The organism is Streptomyces sp. NPDC055189 (assembly GCF_053606765.1).
The window spans coordinates 1-15250 of the sequence record NZ_JBSGSG010000076.1 but is presented as its reverse complement, the minus strand read 5'-3'; the positions used below and the strand labels follow the sequence as shown (position 1 = coordinate 15250).

Sequence of the window (15250 nt, the reverse complement as noted above, 5' to 3'; positions counted from 1 at the left end):
GAACTGGGCGGATAGTGTGAGCGATCCGGTGCGCCGGGCCCTTCGTGGCCGCGCACCGCTGGACGACTGACCGAGCGCCTTTCTTGAGGGGGGAAAGGCGCCGCGTGGCCCCGACGGAGGACGCAGACAACCGTGGACGCGCAAGGCCGTGGGCGGGCGGAGAACATCGATCCCGCAGACCAGTGGGTACTCAACCCGAACACCGGCGATTACGAACTGCGACTGAGCCCTTCCGGAGGGCAGTCGGCAGTACCCGGACCCCGCAGATCGACGCGGTCCTCGTCACGCCAGGGAACGCGCGGCCGTGACGGCCGACGCGACGAGCACCGTGACGAACAGCGCGAACAGCGCGATGTGCCGCCGCAGCGCAGACGCCGCGCTCCGCAGCCGGAGGCCGCGGGAGGGCGGCGCAAGCAGAAGCCGAAGAAGTCCAAGGGCAAGAAGGCCCTGGTGTGGACGGGCGGCGTGCTCGCCTTTGTCCTGGTCGCGACGGGTACCGCCGGGTACCTCTACTACCAGCACCTCAACGACAACATCACCTCCATCGGCGACGACGGAGCGGGCACCGGCGGCTTCAGCAAGGACCGCGCCATCAACATCCTGGTGATGGGCACGGACAAGCGCAGCGGCAAGGGCAACGAGAAGTACGGCGACAAGGGAAGCCTCGGCCACGCCGACACGACGATCCTGCTGCACGTCTCGAAGGACCGCACGAACGCGACCGCGTTGAGCATCCCGCGCGACATGATCACGGACATTCCGGACTGCCCGACCGAGATGGAGGACGGCACCAAGAAGACCATCGCCGGCTCGCAGGGCGTCCGCTTCAACGAGAGCCTCGGCCAGAACGACCGCACGCCCAGCTGCACCATGCGGACAGTCACCGAGATCACCGGCATAAAGATGGACCACTTCATGGTGGCCGACTTCAACGCGGTCAAGACGCTTTCGAGCGCGGTCGGCGGCGTGGAGGTCTGTCTGGCCAAGGACATCGACGACCCGGACTCGCACCTGAAGCTGCCCAAGGGCAAGCACACCATCGAGGGCGAGGACGCACTGGCGTTCGTCCGTACGCGTCACTCCGTGGGCACCGGCGGCGACTTGAGCCGCATCGAGCTCCAGCAGCAGTTCCTCAGCTCGCTGATGCGCAAGCTCAAGTCGAACGACACGCTCACCAGCCCGTCGAAGATGATAAAGCTGGCCGAAGCGGGCACCGACGCGCTCACCGTCGACTCCAAGATCGCGGACATCATGAAACTCCGTGACCTGGGCATGGAGCTCGGCAAGCTCGACATGAAGAACCTCAGCTTCGCGACCGTGCCCGTCGTCGACAACCCGGCGGAGAAGGTCCACACGACGGTCATCCCGAACGAGAGCAAGGCCGAGCCGCTCTTCGCCATGATGCGCGCCGACGAGTCGCTGACCGCGGTGAAGAAGAAGGAGAAGAAGGAGAAGGCGGAGGTCGCCGCCCGTCTCAAGGGCAGCAAGTCCGCGGCCTCCGACGTGCGGGTCAACATCTACAACGGCAGCGGCAAGACCGGCGCCGCTCAGGCAACTCTCACGTACTTGCAGAACACTGAGGGCATGTCCAAAGCAAGCCAGCTCGGCAACGCGCCGTCCGACCTCAAGAAGACGACGCTGGAGTACGCCCCCGACCAGGCCGACCAGGCCCGGCGGCTCGCCGACATCATGGGGCTCTCGGGCTCCGCGATGAAGCCCGGCAAGAGCGAGAAGAACTCGCAGGGTCTGCCCGCCATCAAGCTGACGCTCGGCAGCGACTTCAAGGGGGCCGGGGTCTCGATCAGTGCCCCGTCGAAGGCGCCGGAGGACATCCAGAAGGTCGAAGCGGATAAGACTGTGTGTGCCAAGTGACCTGAAGCGGCCATTCTGCGTCTAACAAGGCGCAGGATGGCCGTAATTCGGGCTGGCGCGGGGAGCGCCGGGGGCGCGGGGAGGGGCAGGGGATGGGGAAGAGCAGCGTGCGTGGGGAGGGGGCGCGAGAACGTGCCCCGCACGCAAGTGATCTTGGCTTGGAAGAAAGCCCGCAGCACGAGGGCGGGAAACCACCGGCGGACGGCGGTAAGCAGCGGCACCGCAGTGGGGGCGGCGGCCCGCGGGCGCCGCGTCCAAGACGCCGGATACTCCGCTGGTCGGCGACGATCCTGTCGGTGCTGATTCTCGGCACGGCCGGCGCCGGATATCTCTGGTACCAGCATCTGAACAACAACCTGGAGACCGACGAGCTGAACATCGGCGAGGACCGGGCTCCCGCGCCCACGCCGAACGCCGCGGGCCAGACGCCGCTGAACATCCTGCTCATCGGCTCGGACGCGCGGGACTCCAAGGAGAACCAGAAGCTCGGCGGCGCCAAGGAGACGTTCGGGGGCACACCGCTCGCCGACGTCCAGATGCTGCTCCACCTGTCGGCCGACCGCACGAACATGTCGGTCATCAGCATGCCGCGCGACACCCTGCTCGACATACCCAAGTGCACCGACCCCGACGACGGCAAGGTCTACGAGGCGTCCACGCAGCGGACGATGACGAACCAGACGCTCGGCCGCGGCGGCCCCGGCTGCACGGTCGCCACCTGGGAGAAGCTCACCAACATCCACATCAACCACTTCATGGAAGTGGACTTCTCGGGTGTGGTCGACATGGCCGACGCGATCGGCGGCGTGCCGGTCTGCGTGGACGCCAACATCCACTCGCGCGACAGCGAGGGCCACGGATCGGGCCTGAAGCTCGAAGAGGGCACCACGTCCATCAAGGGCGAGCAGGCCCTGCAGTGGCTGCGCACCCGCTACGGCTTCGACGACGGCAGCGACATCGCCCGCGCCAAGGCCCAGCACATGTACATGAACTCGCTCGTGCGCGAGTTGCGCGAGAACGCCGGTCTGAGCAGCCCCAACAAGCTGCGCAAGCTGGCCGAGACGGCCACCAGCGCGCTCAAGGTCGACGAGGGCCTCGGCAGCGTCAAGAAGCTCTTCGACCTGAGCAACGAGCTCAAGAAGGTCTCGCCGGAGCGGACCACGATGACGACCATGCCGTTCGAGTACCTGGGCGCGCGCGTGGTCCCCAAGCCGGGCGACGCCGAGCAGCTCTTCCGCCTCGTACGCGACGACGTCGCGCTGGACGGCAAGGGCAAGAAGAAGGCCGCCAAGGAGAAGGTCTCGGACGACCCGGCGGCCGACGACGCCGAGATCGCCGTGCAGGTGCAGAACGGCACCCGCTCGGACACCGAGCCGCCGGCCAGCGGGCGGGCGACCACCATCACTCAGCTACTCGCAGGGAAGGGCTTCACCAAGGCGGCTGCCGATACGACGACGGCGCTCGCCGAGGAGAAGACCGTCATCAGGTTCCCCAGCGCGGACCTGGAGGGCGACGCCCAGCGGGTCGCCAAGTCCCTCGGCATGAAGCTGAGTTCGGTGAAGAAGTCGACGGACGTCTCCGGGGTGACCCTGGTCGTCGGCGCCGACTGGCGGGAGGGGAACACCTACCCCAAGTCGAAACAGGACGACAAGACGCCGGATTCGGCCGACGCGCTCAACGGCTCGGACAAGAAGGCCTGCATGCACGTGAACCCGAAGTTCACCTGGGAGTGACGCCGGACCCCGGCCCGCCTGCAGCGGGCCGGGTCCGCCCGGAAGGCACGTGCCTCAGGCTTCGCTGAGGACAGCCGGACGCCGGGAAGCGATGACCCTCTTGGCGAGCGAACGCGGGCTGGTCAGGAAGCCCCAGCCCCACGACATGTGCATGGTCGCAAGCGCCACCGGGATCTGCAGGCGCGCCTTCAGCGGCAGCCCCTTGCCCGCGGGCAGCGAGCCCGCGGTGATCGCCGCGAGGTAGCCGGCGGGGACGACGAAGCCCCAAGGCGTGACGAGGGCGCCCACCACGACGCCTGCCGCGATCGCGCAGACGGCGGTCGGCGGCGCGAGGTAGCGCAGGTTGATGGAGCCCTCGTGGTAGCGGGCGACGACGTGCCGCCAGCGGCCGTAGTCCTTGTACTGCTTGGCAAGCGCCTTCACGCTCGGCCGCGGGCGGTACTGCACCTTCAGCTCGGGCGAGAACCAGATGAGGCCGCCCGCCTCGCGGATACGGAAGTTCAGCTCCCAGTCCTGGGCGCGGATGAACTCTTCGTTGTAGCCGCCCTGCTGTTCCAGGGCCTCGCGGCGGAAGACACCGAGGTAGACGGTCTCCGCCTGCTGGGCCTCGCCGCCGGTGTGGAAGGCGGCGTTGCCCACGCCGATCTTCGACGTCATGGCGGCGGCGACCGCGTGCTCCCAGTCGTTCTCGCCCTCGGCGTGCATGATGCCGCCGACGTTCTGCGCGCCGGTCTCCTCCAGGAGGCGTACGGCCGTGGCGATGTAGCCGGGCGAGAGGATGCCGTGGCCGTCCACGCGCACCACGATCGGGTGGCCGGAGGCCTTGATCGCGGCGTTCAGGGCCGCGGGCGTGCGGCCCGTGGGGTTCGGGACGGTCTGCACCCTCGCGCGGTGCCCCGCGGTCTCGGCGACCAGTTCGGCGGCGATCTCGTCCGTGCGGTCCGTGGAGGGACCGAGCGCGACGACGACCTCCATCTCACCGTCGTAATCCTGTTCGAGGATCGCGGATACGGCAGCACGCAGATGCCGTTCCTCGTTGAGCACCGGCATGATCACGGAGACGGCAGGAAGCTGCACGTGAGGCGTCGCGTTCATCGGCGTCACGTTACCGCGAATGGGGGACACCGGCGCGCGCCGCCCGGCCTGCTGCCCCGGGTCGCAGATCGTATGGGCCTACGGTTCTGGCATTCCCCGGCCCATCGAGACTCTCCCCCACCCGTCCCGGCCACCGCGGAGGTGTCCCTTCACGTGCCCACACCGCCCCGCCGCTACCCGACCCCGCCACCGCGTGGCCAGCGCCCGCCACGCGCGAGGCAGCCTGCGCAGCAGCCCGCGGGTCGGCCGGTCAAGCGGCGCAGGCGGCCACGCTGGGTCGCGCGGGCGGCGACGGTCTTCTCCGTGACGGTGCTCGCGGCGGCCGGGATCGGGCACGCCGTCGTCACCAGCCTCGACACCAAGATCGACCGGGTCGACGCCTTCAAGGACATGAAGAACCGGCCCAAGGGGGGCACCGGCATGAACGTCCTGCTGGTGGGCACCGACGGCCGCGACAAGATCACCGATGCGGACAAGCAGAAGTACCGCCTGGGCGGAGCGCCCTGCCACTGCACGGACACGATCATGATCGTGCACATCTCGGAGGACCGGAACCGCGCCAGCGTCGTGAGCCTGCCCCGGGACAGCTACGCCGAGATGCCCGAGCACGTCGACCGGAACTCCGGCGAGAAGCACAAGCCGCACCCGGTCAAGATGAACGCGGCGTACGCGGAGGGCGGCGCCAACCTCACCGTGCGGACCGTCGAGAACATGACGAAGGTCAAGATCGACCACTATCTGGAGGTCGACTTCACCAGCTTCATGAAGACCGTGGACGTGCTCGGCGGCGTCGAGATCTGCACGTCCCGCCCGCTCAAGGACTCGTACACCGGACTCGACCTGCCCGTCGGCACCCACACGCTGAACGGCGGCGCCGCGCTGCAGTACGTCCGCACCCGGCACGTCGACGGCTCGTCCGACCTGGGGCGGATGCGCCGCCAGCAGCGGTTCCTCGCGGCGCTGATCTCCAAGGCGACCGGCAGCGGGGTGCTGCTCAACCCGCTCAAATTCCGCGACGTGAGCAGGACGCTGCTCAGCTCGGTGCGGGCCGACGGCGGCTTCGGCACGAACGAGATGCTCTCCCTGGGGCGGGCGATGCGCGGCTTCTCGCCGCGGTCCTCGGAATTCACCACGGTGCCGCTGCTCGACAAGGGCGTGAACGTGCCGGGCATCGGCTCGACGCTGAAGTGGGACCCGAGGAAGTCCACGAAGCTCTTCGACGCGATCCGCGCCGACCGCCCGCTCGCCGCGCACCACGCCAAGCGGGCCATCGTCGACGTGTCCCCGCAGCAGATCCGGGTGCAGGTCGACAACGGAACGGGCAGGCCGGGCCAGGGCAAGCAGGTCGACGGCGCGCTGCGGTCCACCGGCTTCAGGACGACCCGGGCTCCGGGCAACTGGCCCGGAGCGCCGCTCAAGCACACGGTCGTCGCGTACGACCCGCGCTGGGACCGGTCGGCGAAGTCCCTGGCGACCGCGCTGCCCGGCAGCATCATGAAGCCGGTGAACGGGCTCGGCTCGACCCTGAAGGTGTTCGTGGGCCAGGACTTCAAGCGGATCAGGTTGGTACAGGCGGAGGACGCCTACCAAGGCGAGTTCGGCGCCCTGACCGGCGACCAGGTGGTGTGCCGGTAGGCCGGGGCCGCCCGGGGGCTCAGTCCTGGAGCCCCTCGGCGGTTCAGTCCTGGAGCCCCTCGGCGGCACGCGCCTGCCGCAGCTCCTTGATGGCCCGGCGCCGCGCGAGACGGTGCGTGCGCCGGATCTGCGCCTCCTGATACCGGCGCCGGTCCCGCTCGGTCTCCGGGAGCACCGGCGGCACGGTCCGCGGCTTGCCGTCCGCGTCGACGGCGGCGAAGACGAGATACGCGGAGCCCACCTGCTGTGCGGGCGTCGACTCGTTCCAGCGCTCGGCGAGGACCCGGACGCCGACCTCCATGGAGCTGCGGCCCGTCCAGTTCACCTGCGCCTTCACATGGACGAGGTCGCCGACGCGCACCGGCTCCAGGAAGGCCATCTCGTCCATGGACGCGGTGACCGCGGGTCCGCCCGAGTGCCGTCCGGCGACGGCCCCCGCCGCGTCGTCCACCAGTTTCATGATCACACCGCCGTGCACCGTCCCGAGGAGGTTGGTGTCGGCGTGGGTCATGATGTGGCTGAGAGTCGTACGGGACGCCGAAGTCGGCTTGCCCGGAATCTCCGATTCCGCGCCAGGGGCCAGGTCTGTCATGGGCTCCACCCTATGTCTGACGTATGTCCGGGCCGGCCCCCGGCCGCTTTGCATCAGCTCTGCAACAGCCCTGACCCGAAATCCCACCTGCCCTGTAAGGCACCCTCTCCAAGACGGCACACTGGTCCACATGAGCGATTGGCCTGACGACCAGGGCGGCCGTGGATACGGCCGGGGCAGCGGGAGCGCACAGCCTGAGGGCGCCCGCAGGATGCGGCATGTCCAGCGCGGCGGCCCGTCCGGCCGACCGGGCCAGCAGCAGGCGGGAGGTGTCCCGCAGCAGCACTCGTACGACGACGGCTCCGGCCAGCGGTACGGCGACGCGCGCGACGACATGTTCGAGCCCCGCGGCCCCGCACAGAACGACTACGACAGCGGTTACAACACCGGTCAGGTCTACGGCTCCCCGAACGGCCAGGGCAACGGCGGCCAGGGCGGCGACGGATACGGCACCCGCGCCCCCCGCCCCGCCCCGAACTGGCGGCGCCGCATCAAGATCGGCTCGATCACCCTGGTCGTGGTGCTTGTCGCGGTCTCCGTCGGCACGTACTTCTGGGCCGACGGCAAGCTCAAGCGCGAGGTCGACCTCTCCAAGGTCATCGAGCGCCCCGACGGCGGCGACGGCACTAACTACCTGATCGTCGGCTCCGACAGCCGCGAGGGCATGTCCGACCAGGACAAGAAGGACCTCCACACGGGCTCCGCCGAGGGCAAGCGCACGGACTCGATGATGATCCTGCACGTCGCGGACGACGGCGGGAACACGATGATCTCGCTGCCCCGCGACTCGAACGTGACGATCCCGTCCTTCAAGGGCGCCGAGTCCGGCAAGCTCTACCCGAACCAGGGCCGCCAGACGAAGCTCAACGCGGCGTACGCCGAGGACGGCCCCGAGCTGCTCGTGCGGACCGTCGAGTACAACACCGGCCTGCGCATCGACCACTACGCCGAGATCGGCTTCGGCGGCTTCGCCAAGATCGTGGACGCGGTCGGCGGCGTCGAGCTGGACATCCCCGAGGGCTTCAAGGACGAGAAGTCCGGCGCCGACTTCGAGGCGGGCAAGCAGACCCTCGACGGCAAGGAGGCCCTGGCCTTCGTCCGCACCCGTTACGCCCTGAAGGGCAGCGACCTGGACCGCACGAAGAACCAGCAGAAGTTCCTCGCGGCCCTGGCCAACCAGGCGGCGACGCCGGGCACGGTCCTGAACCCCTTCAAGCTCTACCCCACGATGGGCGCGGGCCTGGACACGCTGATCGTCGACAAGGACATGGGCCTGTTCGACGTGGCGTCCATGTTCTGGGCGATGAAGGGCGTCACGGGCGGCGACGGCAAGTCCATGAACATGCCGCTCGCGGGCTCCACCGGCGGCAACCTGCTGTGGGACAAGGCCAAGGTCAAGCAGATGGTGGAGCAGCTGAACAACGACGAGAAGGTGACCGTCTCGGGCGGCTGAGACGTTCGAGCGAATCACGGGAGGGCCCCGCCGGCGGATCGGCGGGGCCCTCCCGCATGCCGCGGGCACGGCCCCGTACCCCGAACGCTCCGCCCGCCGCGAAGGCGCGGCTCCCTCGTGTCACGGTGGACCGGACCCCACCTGACGCCCGGAGCACGCCAATGGCAGATCTGCAGGTCGACCTCGACACCACCGCCGAAGCCGGAGACCTCGACCGGCCCGTCGAGCGGACCCCCGAACCTCCGCCCATATCCGACGGCTTCGAGCCCGGACCGGCGCGCGAGACGGCGACAGCCCCCGGATCACGGTCCGGGACAGCGGCCGAAGAGCTGCGGCCCAAACCCGGGCCCTCCGTGCCGGACCCGCTCAGGCGGGCCCGCGCGCTGCTCGCCGCGCATCCCGTCGCCGACGGCTACAGCGGACTGCCCTGGGTGCTGCGCGGACTGCCCTGGTACGACCTGGAGCTCGGCGACAACGCCGTGGACGCCGATGTGCCGCGCCTGCGTGCGGGCGGTGTGGGGGCGCAATTCTGGTCCCTGCACGTCCCGGAGTCCATCACCGGTGACCGGGTGCTCGGCGCGACCCTGGAACAGCTCGACCTCGCCAAGCAGGTCGTCCGCGGTCATTCCGAGGGGTTGCGTCTTGCCGCGTCGGCGTCCGAGGTGGCCGACGCCCGCCACTGCGGCCGCATCGCCGCCCTGCTCGGTCCGGCGCGCGCAGAGGCGATCGGCGACTCGCTCGCCACCCTGCGCGCCCTGCACGCCCTCGGCCTGTGCTCGCTGACGCTCTCCGGCACGTCATGGGCGGGCCCGCAGGGGCTGAGTCCGTTCGGCGAGGAAGTGGTGCGCGAGCTGAACCGGCTCGGGGTGCTCGCGGAGCTTTCCGGGGCATCCGAGGCAACGGCGCGCCGGGTGCTCGCCGTCTCCAGGGCGCCGGTGCTGTTCACCCGCGCGGGAGCCCGCGCGCTGCGGGACGCCCCGGCGAACCTGCCGGACGACCTGCTCACCGCGCTCGGCGCCGCCAAGGGCCTGTGCCTGGTGCCCCTGGCGGCCGGGCAGACGGGTTCCTCGATACGGGAGGTGGCGGACCACCTCGATCACGTGCGCCGTCTCGCGGGGCCGGAGTCCGTGGGCCTCTCGGGGATGTACGACACCCCGGACGCGCACCCCGACGGCCTGGGCGACGTCTCGCACTATCCGCACCTCATCGCCGAGCTCATCGAGCGCGACTGGCCCGACGAGGACCTCGCCCGCCTGACGTGGGGCAATGTCCAACGGGTGCTGCGCGGCGCGGACTTCGCGGCGCGGGCGGCGCGGGAGAGGCTGCGCCGGCAGGCGGGGCTCTAATGCCTGACAGTTACCGCATGCCGCCTCTTTGAGGGTAACGTCGCGTGCATGAACGACAGAGCACCCGCTCCTGGAGGGCTCGCGCTGGTCCAGGCGCTGGTGAACACGCTGGACGTGGAGTCGGGCGCGGACGCCCTCGATACCACGGAGGGGCGGGCGCCGTTCGGCCTCGCGCCGGGCGCGGAGGTGACGGCCGCGCGGGAGCTGCGGGAGTCGCTGCGGGTGGTGTGCCTCGCCCATGCGGGACTCGGGCCGCATGCGGGGGCGCCGCCGCAGTCTCTGTCGCTGGATCAACTCCTCGCGGGGGCGCCGCTGTTGGTGCGGATCTCCGCCGATGACGGGTCGGCGTCGCTCGCTCCGGTCGACTCGGCGTCGCTCGCTCCGGTCGACTCGGCGCCGCTGGTCTCACGAGTGGCGGCGGCGATCGCGGAGGCGGCCGCCGCCGGGACGTGGGGGCGCCTCAAGGCGTGCGAAGCCCTCGATTGCCATTGGGCCTATTACGACCGCAGTCCTGCCGGGCGGAGCCGGTGGTGCGACATGGGGGTGTGCGGGGCCCGCGCCAAAATGCGGGCTTATCGGGCGAGGAAGGGTGCGGGTGGGGAGGGGTGAGTTCTCCCGACCCCGCCCCTTCCCGAAAACCGGCTGGCGCCGGGGCCTGACCGCCAAGAATCTCCTCAAACGCCGGACGGGCTGAATTAAGCCCCCGGCCTCCCCATCGCCCGGTACGTCCAGCCCGCCGCGCGCCAGACCTGCGGGTCGAGCGCGTTGCGGCCGTCCAGGATGAGGGGGTTCGACGCCACCTGGCCCAGGGCCTCCGCGTCCAGCTCGCGGAACTCGGCCCACTCCGTCAGGTGCAGGACCGCGTCGGCGCCCCTGACCGCGTCCAGGGCCGTCTGTGCGTACGCGAGCGTCGGGAAGAGCCGGGCCGCGTTCTCCATCCCCTTGGGGTCGTACACGGTCACCTGGCCGCCCTGGAGGTGGATCTGCCCGGCGACGTTCAGCGCGGGCGAGTCACGGACGTCGTCCGAGTCAGGCTTGAACGTGGCGCCGAGTACCGCGACCCGCTTGCCCAGGAAGGACCCGCCGCCGAGCGCCTCGCGTGCCATCTCCACCATCTGCCCGCGCCGGCGCATGTTGATGGAGTCGATCTCCCGCAGGAACGTCAGCGCCTGGTCGGCGCCGAGCTCCCCCGCCCGCGCCATGAACGCCCGGATGTCCTTGGGAAGGCAGCCGCCGCCGAAGCCGATCCCGGCGCGCAAAAACTTCTTGCCGATGCGGTCGTCGTATCCGAGCGCCTCCGCCAGCTTCACGACGTCGCCGCCCGCGGCCTCGCACACCTCGGCCATCGCGTTGATGAACGAGATCTTCGTGGCGAGGAAGGAGTTGGCCGCGGTCTTCACGAGCTCGGCGGTCGGGAAGTCCGTGACGACGAAGGGCGAGCCCTCACCGATCGGACCCGCGTACACCTCGCGGAGCAGCTTCTCGGCGTGCGCGCTGCGGACGCCGACGACGATGCGGTCCGGGTGAAGGGTGTCCTTGACCGCGAAGCCCTCGCGCAGGAACTCCGGGTTCCAGGCCAGCTCGGCCTCCGCGCCCGCGGGAGCGGCCGCGGCCAGCTCGCGCGCGAGGCGGTCCGCCGAGCCGACCGGCACGGTGGACTTGCCGACGACGAGCGCGGGGCGCGTCAGGTGCGGGGCGAGCTGAGCGAAGGCGCTGTCGACGTAGCTCATGTCGCAGGCGTACTCGCCGTGCTTCTGCGGGGTGTTCACGCAGACGAAGTGGACGTCGCCGAAGGCCGCGACCTCCGCGAAGTCCATGGTGAAGCGCAGCCGCCCGCTCGAACCCTCGATCCCGGCGACGTGCTTGCGCAGCAGCTCCTCCAGGCCGGGCTCGTACATCGGGACCTCGCCCCGCTGCAGCATCTCGATCTTCTCGGGCACGACGTCGAGGCCGAGCACCTCGAAACCGAGCTCGGCCATGGCCGCGGCGTGCGTCGCACCGAGGTAGCCGGTGCCGATCACGGTGATCTTGAGGGCCATGCGGTGCTCCAGGGGTATACGGCCGTCAGTGCGGTGCCCGAGCATAGTCGGGCCCTTGACCGGGCACGTTTCCGCCATTGCCGACCGCTCGCCGACCGCCCGGTGCCGGCTGTCGGCAAGCTCACGTATCCCTCACGTGAGCCGCCCTCTAAAATTTGGGTTACTTAACGGTAATTAGCGTCCTTGGAGCGTGAGAAACCTTGGCCGGATCGGCTGATTTCGACCTGTACCGCCCGTCCGAGGAGCACGACATGCTCCGGGACGCGATCCGTTCGCTCTCCGAGGCGAAGATCGCACCGTTCGCCGCCGCGGTGGACGAGGAGGCCCGCTTCCCGCAGGAGGCGCACGACGCGCTCGTCGCCTCCGACCTGCACGCCGTGCACGTACCGGAGAGCTTCGGCGGCACCGGCGCCGACGCGCTCGCCACGGTCATCGTGATCGAGGAAGTGGCCCGCGTCTGCGCCTCGTCCTCCCTGATCCCGGCCGTGAACAAGCTGGGCTCGCTCCCCGTGATCCTCTCCGGGTCCGAGGAGCTGAAGAAGAAGTACATGACGCCGCTCGCCAAGGGCGAGGGCATGTTCTCGTACGCCCTCTCCGAGCCGGACGCGGGTTCGGACGCGGCGGGCATGAAGACGAAGGCCGTCCGTGACGGGGACTTCTGGGTCCTCAACGGCGTGAAGCGCTGGATCACGAACGCGGGCGTCTCCGAGTACTACACGGTGATGGCCGTGACCGACCCGACCAAGCGCTCGAAGGGGATCTCCGCCTTCGTCGTGGAGAAGTCGGACGAGGGTGTCTCCTTCGGCGCCCCCGAGCGCAAGCTCGGCATCAAGGGTTCGCCGACCCGCGAGGTCTACTTCGACAACGTTCGCATCCCCGCCGACCGCATGATCGGCGAGGAGGGCACGGGCTTCGCCACGGCGATGAAGACCCTGGACCACACCCGCATCACCATCGCGGCCCAGGCGCTCGGCATCGCGCAGGGCGCCCTGGACTACGCCAAGGGGTACGTCCAGGAGCGCAAGCAGTTCGGGAAGCCGATCGGCGACTTCCAGGGCGTGCAGTTCATGCTCGCGGACATGGCGATGAAGATCGAGGCCGCGCGGCAGCTGACGTATGCCGCCGCCGCCAAGTCGGAGCGCGGCGACGCCGACCTCACCTTCCAGGGTGCGGCCGCCAAGTGCTTCGCCTCGGACGTCGCGATGGAGGTCACCACGGACGCCGTCCAGCTGCTCGGCGGCTACGGCTACACCCGTGACTACCCCGTCGAGCGGATGATGCGCGACGCGAAGATCACGCAGATCTACGAGGGCACGAACCAGGTCCAGCGGATCGTGATGGCCCGCAACCTGCCGTAACCCGGAGCGGCTCTTCCGGAGCAGCACCTCGGAGCAGCACCTGTCGCCCTCCCCCTGTCACAGGGGGAGGGCGATCGTGTTTTCCGGGGCTCACCTCTCGGGCGGGGCGCTCACTTCCCGGGCGGGGCCAGAACCGGCGGGCTGCCCCACGGGAGTTCGAGGGCCGCCCGCAGCGCGAGCACCGGCTGCTCGCCGATCCTCTCGGCGAGCTCCCGCTCGACGCGGCCCAGGACCAGTTCCGCCCTGCGGTGCGTGCGCGCGCCCTCCTCGGTCCTGCGGATCAGCCGCCGGCGCCCGGAAGAGGGGTCGGGGACCTGTTCGAGCAGACCCGCGGCGACCAGGCCGTGCACCGCCTGGTGGGCGGTCTGCCGGGTGACGCCCATCCGGCGTGCCAGCTCGGAGACCGTCGTGCCCTCCTCGTCGAGGACCGCGAAGAGGCCCGCCTGCGTCGGGGACACCGGGGCCTCCCCCGCCTCTTGCAGGGTCGCGAGGAGCGCGTCCTCGAACCAGCGCCGGGCGTCGCCGAGCAGTTGCGGGAGGTTGCGGCCGGTGGCGTGCATGGCGCGAGCCTATGCGCCCGCGGCTTGCCCGACCCCTCACCACTATGTCAGGCTGCCTGACATTCAGCTCGTCGCTCCGCACCCCGGGAGAGCCATGACCATCGAGTACGCCACCCGCCACCGGCGCTCCTCACGCATCCCCGCCGAGCCGGGCAAGCCCTACGTCATCGAGAAGGGCGAGGGCGACCGCGCCCATCTGTTCGGCGACCTGATCACCATTTACGCGGGTGGCGAGCAGACCGAGAACGCCTTCAACTTCTTCACCGTCGAGGGCCCCAGGGGCAACGTCATCCCGGCCCATCTGCACCCCGACACCTACGAGGTCTTCTACGTCACCCAGGGCGCCGTCCGCCTGTTCGTCGAGGACCTGGAGGGCGAGCAGCAGGAGAAGCTCCTCACCCCCGGCGACTTCGGCTTCGTGCCCAAGAACTGTCCGCACGCCTACCGCATGGAGCGCCACCACAGCCAGGTCGTCGGCGTGGCCGCGGGGCCCGGCGGCACCTTCGAGCGGTTCTTCGAGACGCTCGGCGCCCCCGCCGAAGGGCTCGGTCTGCCGCGCGAGCCGGTCGTGCCCACGCCCGACAAGTTCGCCACCGTCCCCGAGCAGTACGACGTGCGCTTCCTGCCCGACCACCAGTGGCGCACCCGGTGAGCGACACGGGACCTGACCTGCGGAAGCTGATCGCCGGGCCCCATCCGGACGTCGCGCCTCTTCCGGCACCTGATCCGCGGGTCCTGCGTGGCGTCCCGTACGGCGAGGTCGAAGGCGCCCGGCCCCTGGAACTCGACCTCTGGCTGCCGCCCGCCGGAAGCGGCCCCGCCCCTCTGGTCCTCTTCGTGCACGGCGGCGCCTGGCGCAGAGGGCGCCGTGACGACATGGGACTGCGCACCCGGCACTGGACCCCCGGCCCCCTTGAACGCATCGCCGCGGCGGGCTTCGCGGTCGCCTGCGCCGACTACCGGCTCAGCGGCGAGGCCCGCTTCCCCGCCCCGCTCGACGACCTGCGCGCCGCACTGCGCTGGCTGGGCCTGCGTGCGGCGGAGCTCGGCATCGACACCGCGAGGACGGTGCTGTGGGGCGAGTCCGCGGGCGGGCACCTGGCCTCGCTGCTCGCGCTCGACCCCGCGGCCTCGGCCGCCGGAGCCGTGATCTGGTACGCCCCGAGCGATCTCACCGTCGCCCGCGGCCCGTTCGACCCGCACAGCGCCACCACCCCGGAGGCCCTGCTGCTCGGCGCGGCCCCCGCCTCCGTTCCCGAGCGGGCCCGCGCCGCCGGCCCCGTCGCGCGGGCCCACCGCGGCGCCCCGCCCTTCCTCCTGGTCCACGGCGAGCAGGACACGATGGTCCCGGCCGCGCACAGCGAGGCGCTCGCGGCGCGGCTGCGGGAGGTGGGAGCCCCGGTCGAACTGCGCACGGTGCCGGGCGCCGACCACGGCTGGTACGGAGCGCCCGACGACGTGGTGGAGGACGTGTTCGCCCGCTCGCTGCGGTTCGCGCAGGGGCTCGTGACCTGAGAACGCGGAGAGCGGGGGGGGGGGGGGCCGGGCCCCCCCCCCCCCCCCCCCC

13 protein-coding genes are annotated in these 15250 nt (G+C 70.5%); 9 read left to right on the top strand and 4 right to left on the bottom strand.

Features of this window, described 5'->3' with window-relative positions; translation table 11 throughout:
- The first annotated feature begins 132 nt into the window (after positions 1-132).
- Together ACWFR3_RS36115 and ACWFR3_RS36110 are read left to right on the top strand one after the other, a co-directional pair.
- The gene (locus ACWFR3_RS36115; protein WP_453738924.1) at positions 133-1872 is read left to right on the top strand and encodes an LCP family protein; all 1740 of its coding nucleotides are present in this window, start codon (positions 133-135) and stop codon (positions 1870-1872) included.
- 92 nt (positions 1873-1964) lie between these two features.
- Positions 1965-3605, top strand: coding sequence for an LCP family protein (locus ACWFR3_RS36110; protein ID WP_453738923.1), 1641 nt, complete (start codon positions 1965-1967; stop codon positions 3603-3605).
- A 54-nt stretch (positions 3606-3659) separates the two neighbouring features.
- Here ACWFR3_RS36110 and ACWFR3_RS36105 read toward each other — a convergent pair whose 3' ends face one another.
- Entirely contained in the window at positions 3660-4700 is a 1041-nt protein-coding gene (locus ACWFR3_RS36105; RefSeq protein WP_453738922.1) for a glycosyltransferase family 2 protein, read from the bottom strand.
- A gap of 153 nt (positions 4701-4853) precedes the next feature.
- Between ACWFR3_RS36105 and ACWFR3_RS36100 the strand changes: the two genes are divergently transcribed.
- Complete coding sequence (locus ACWFR3_RS36100; protein WP_453738921.1) at positions 4854-6335, top strand: LCP family protein; 1482 nt, start codon at positions 4854-4856, stop codon at positions 6333-6335.
- 43 nt (positions 6336-6378) lie between these two features.
- On the opposite strand, the gene ACWFR3_RS36095 is transcribed toward ACWFR3_RS36100, so the two are convergent.
- The gene (locus ACWFR3_RS36095; RefSeq protein WP_453738920.1) at positions 6379-6927 is read right to left on the bottom strand and encodes an acyl-CoA thioesterase; all 549 of its coding nucleotides are present in this window, start codon (positions 6925-6927) and stop codon (positions 6379-6381) included.
- Positions 6928-7057: 130 nt separating this feature from the next.
- Here ACWFR3_RS36095 and ACWFR3_RS36090 point away from each other — a divergent pair, with 130 nt between their 5' ends.
- The 3 genes from ACWFR3_RS36090 to ACWFR3_RS36080 all read left to right on the top strand — a co-directional run bounded on the left by ACWFR3_RS36090 (position 7058) and on the right by ACWFR3_RS36080 (position 10335).
- Positions 7058-8380 carry an LCP family protein gene (locus ACWFR3_RS36090; RefSeq protein WP_453738919.1) on the top strand — a complete coding sequence of 441 codons (1323 nt, stop codon included), beginning with the start codon at positions 7058-7060 and terminating at the stop codon, positions 8378-8380.
- Positions 8381-8541: 161 nt separating this feature from the next.
- Complete coding sequence (locus tag ACWFR3_RS36085) at positions 8542-9726, top strand: dipeptidase (RefSeq protein WP_453738918.1); 1185 nt, start codon at positions 8542-8544, stop codon at positions 9724-9726.
- A 48-nt stretch (positions 9727-9774) separates the two neighbouring features.
- Positions 9775-10335: a CGNR zinc finger domain-containing protein gene (locus tag ACWFR3_RS36080; protein WP_453738917.1), complete on the top strand. Its 561-nt coding sequence runs from the start codon at positions 9775-9777 to the stop codon at positions 10333-10335.
- A gap of 86 nt (positions 10336-10421) precedes the next feature.
- Here the strand turns inward: ACWFR3_RS36080 and ACWFR3_RS36075 are convergent, their stop codons facing one another.
- A complete protein-coding gene (locus ACWFR3_RS36075) occupies positions 10422-11765 on the bottom strand; it encodes a UDP-glucose dehydrogenase family protein (protein WP_453738916.1) in 1344 nt (447 codons plus the stop codon).
- Between the two features lie 200 nt (positions 11766-11965).
- Here ACWFR3_RS36075 and ACWFR3_RS36070 point away from each other — a divergent pair, with 200 nt between their 5' ends.
- Positions 11966-13123 (top strand): acyl-CoA dehydrogenase family protein, encoded by a 1158-nt coding sequence (locus tag ACWFR3_RS36070; protein ID WP_453738915.1) that lies wholly within the window; start codon positions 11966-11968, stop codon positions 13121-13123.
- Between the two features lie 110 nt (positions 13124-13233).
- Here the strand turns inward: ACWFR3_RS36070 and ACWFR3_RS36065 are convergent, their stop codons facing one another.
- On the bottom strand, positions 13234-13683 hold the full coding sequence (locus tag ACWFR3_RS36065; RefSeq protein WP_453738914.1) for a MarR family winged helix-turn-helix transcriptional regulator: 450 nt from the start codon (positions 13681-13683) through the stop codon (positions 13234-13236).
- 94 nt (positions 13684-13777) lie between these two features.
- Here ACWFR3_RS36065 and ACWFR3_RS36060 point away from each other — a divergent pair, with 94 nt between their 5' ends.
- A complete protein-coding gene (locus ACWFR3_RS36060) occupies positions 13778-14335 on the top strand; it encodes a quercetin 2,3-dioxygenase (RefSeq protein WP_453738913.1) in 558 nt (185 codons plus the stop codon).
- Positions 14332-15198, top strand: coding sequence for an alpha/beta hydrolase fold domain-containing protein (locus tag ACWFR3_RS36055; protein WP_453738912.1), 867 nt, complete (start codon positions 14332-14334; stop codon positions 15196-15198). The genes ACWFR3_RS36060 and ACWFR3_RS36055 overlap by 4 nt, the downstream gene beginning before the upstream one ends.
- Positions 15199-15250 lie beyond the last annotated feature (52 nt).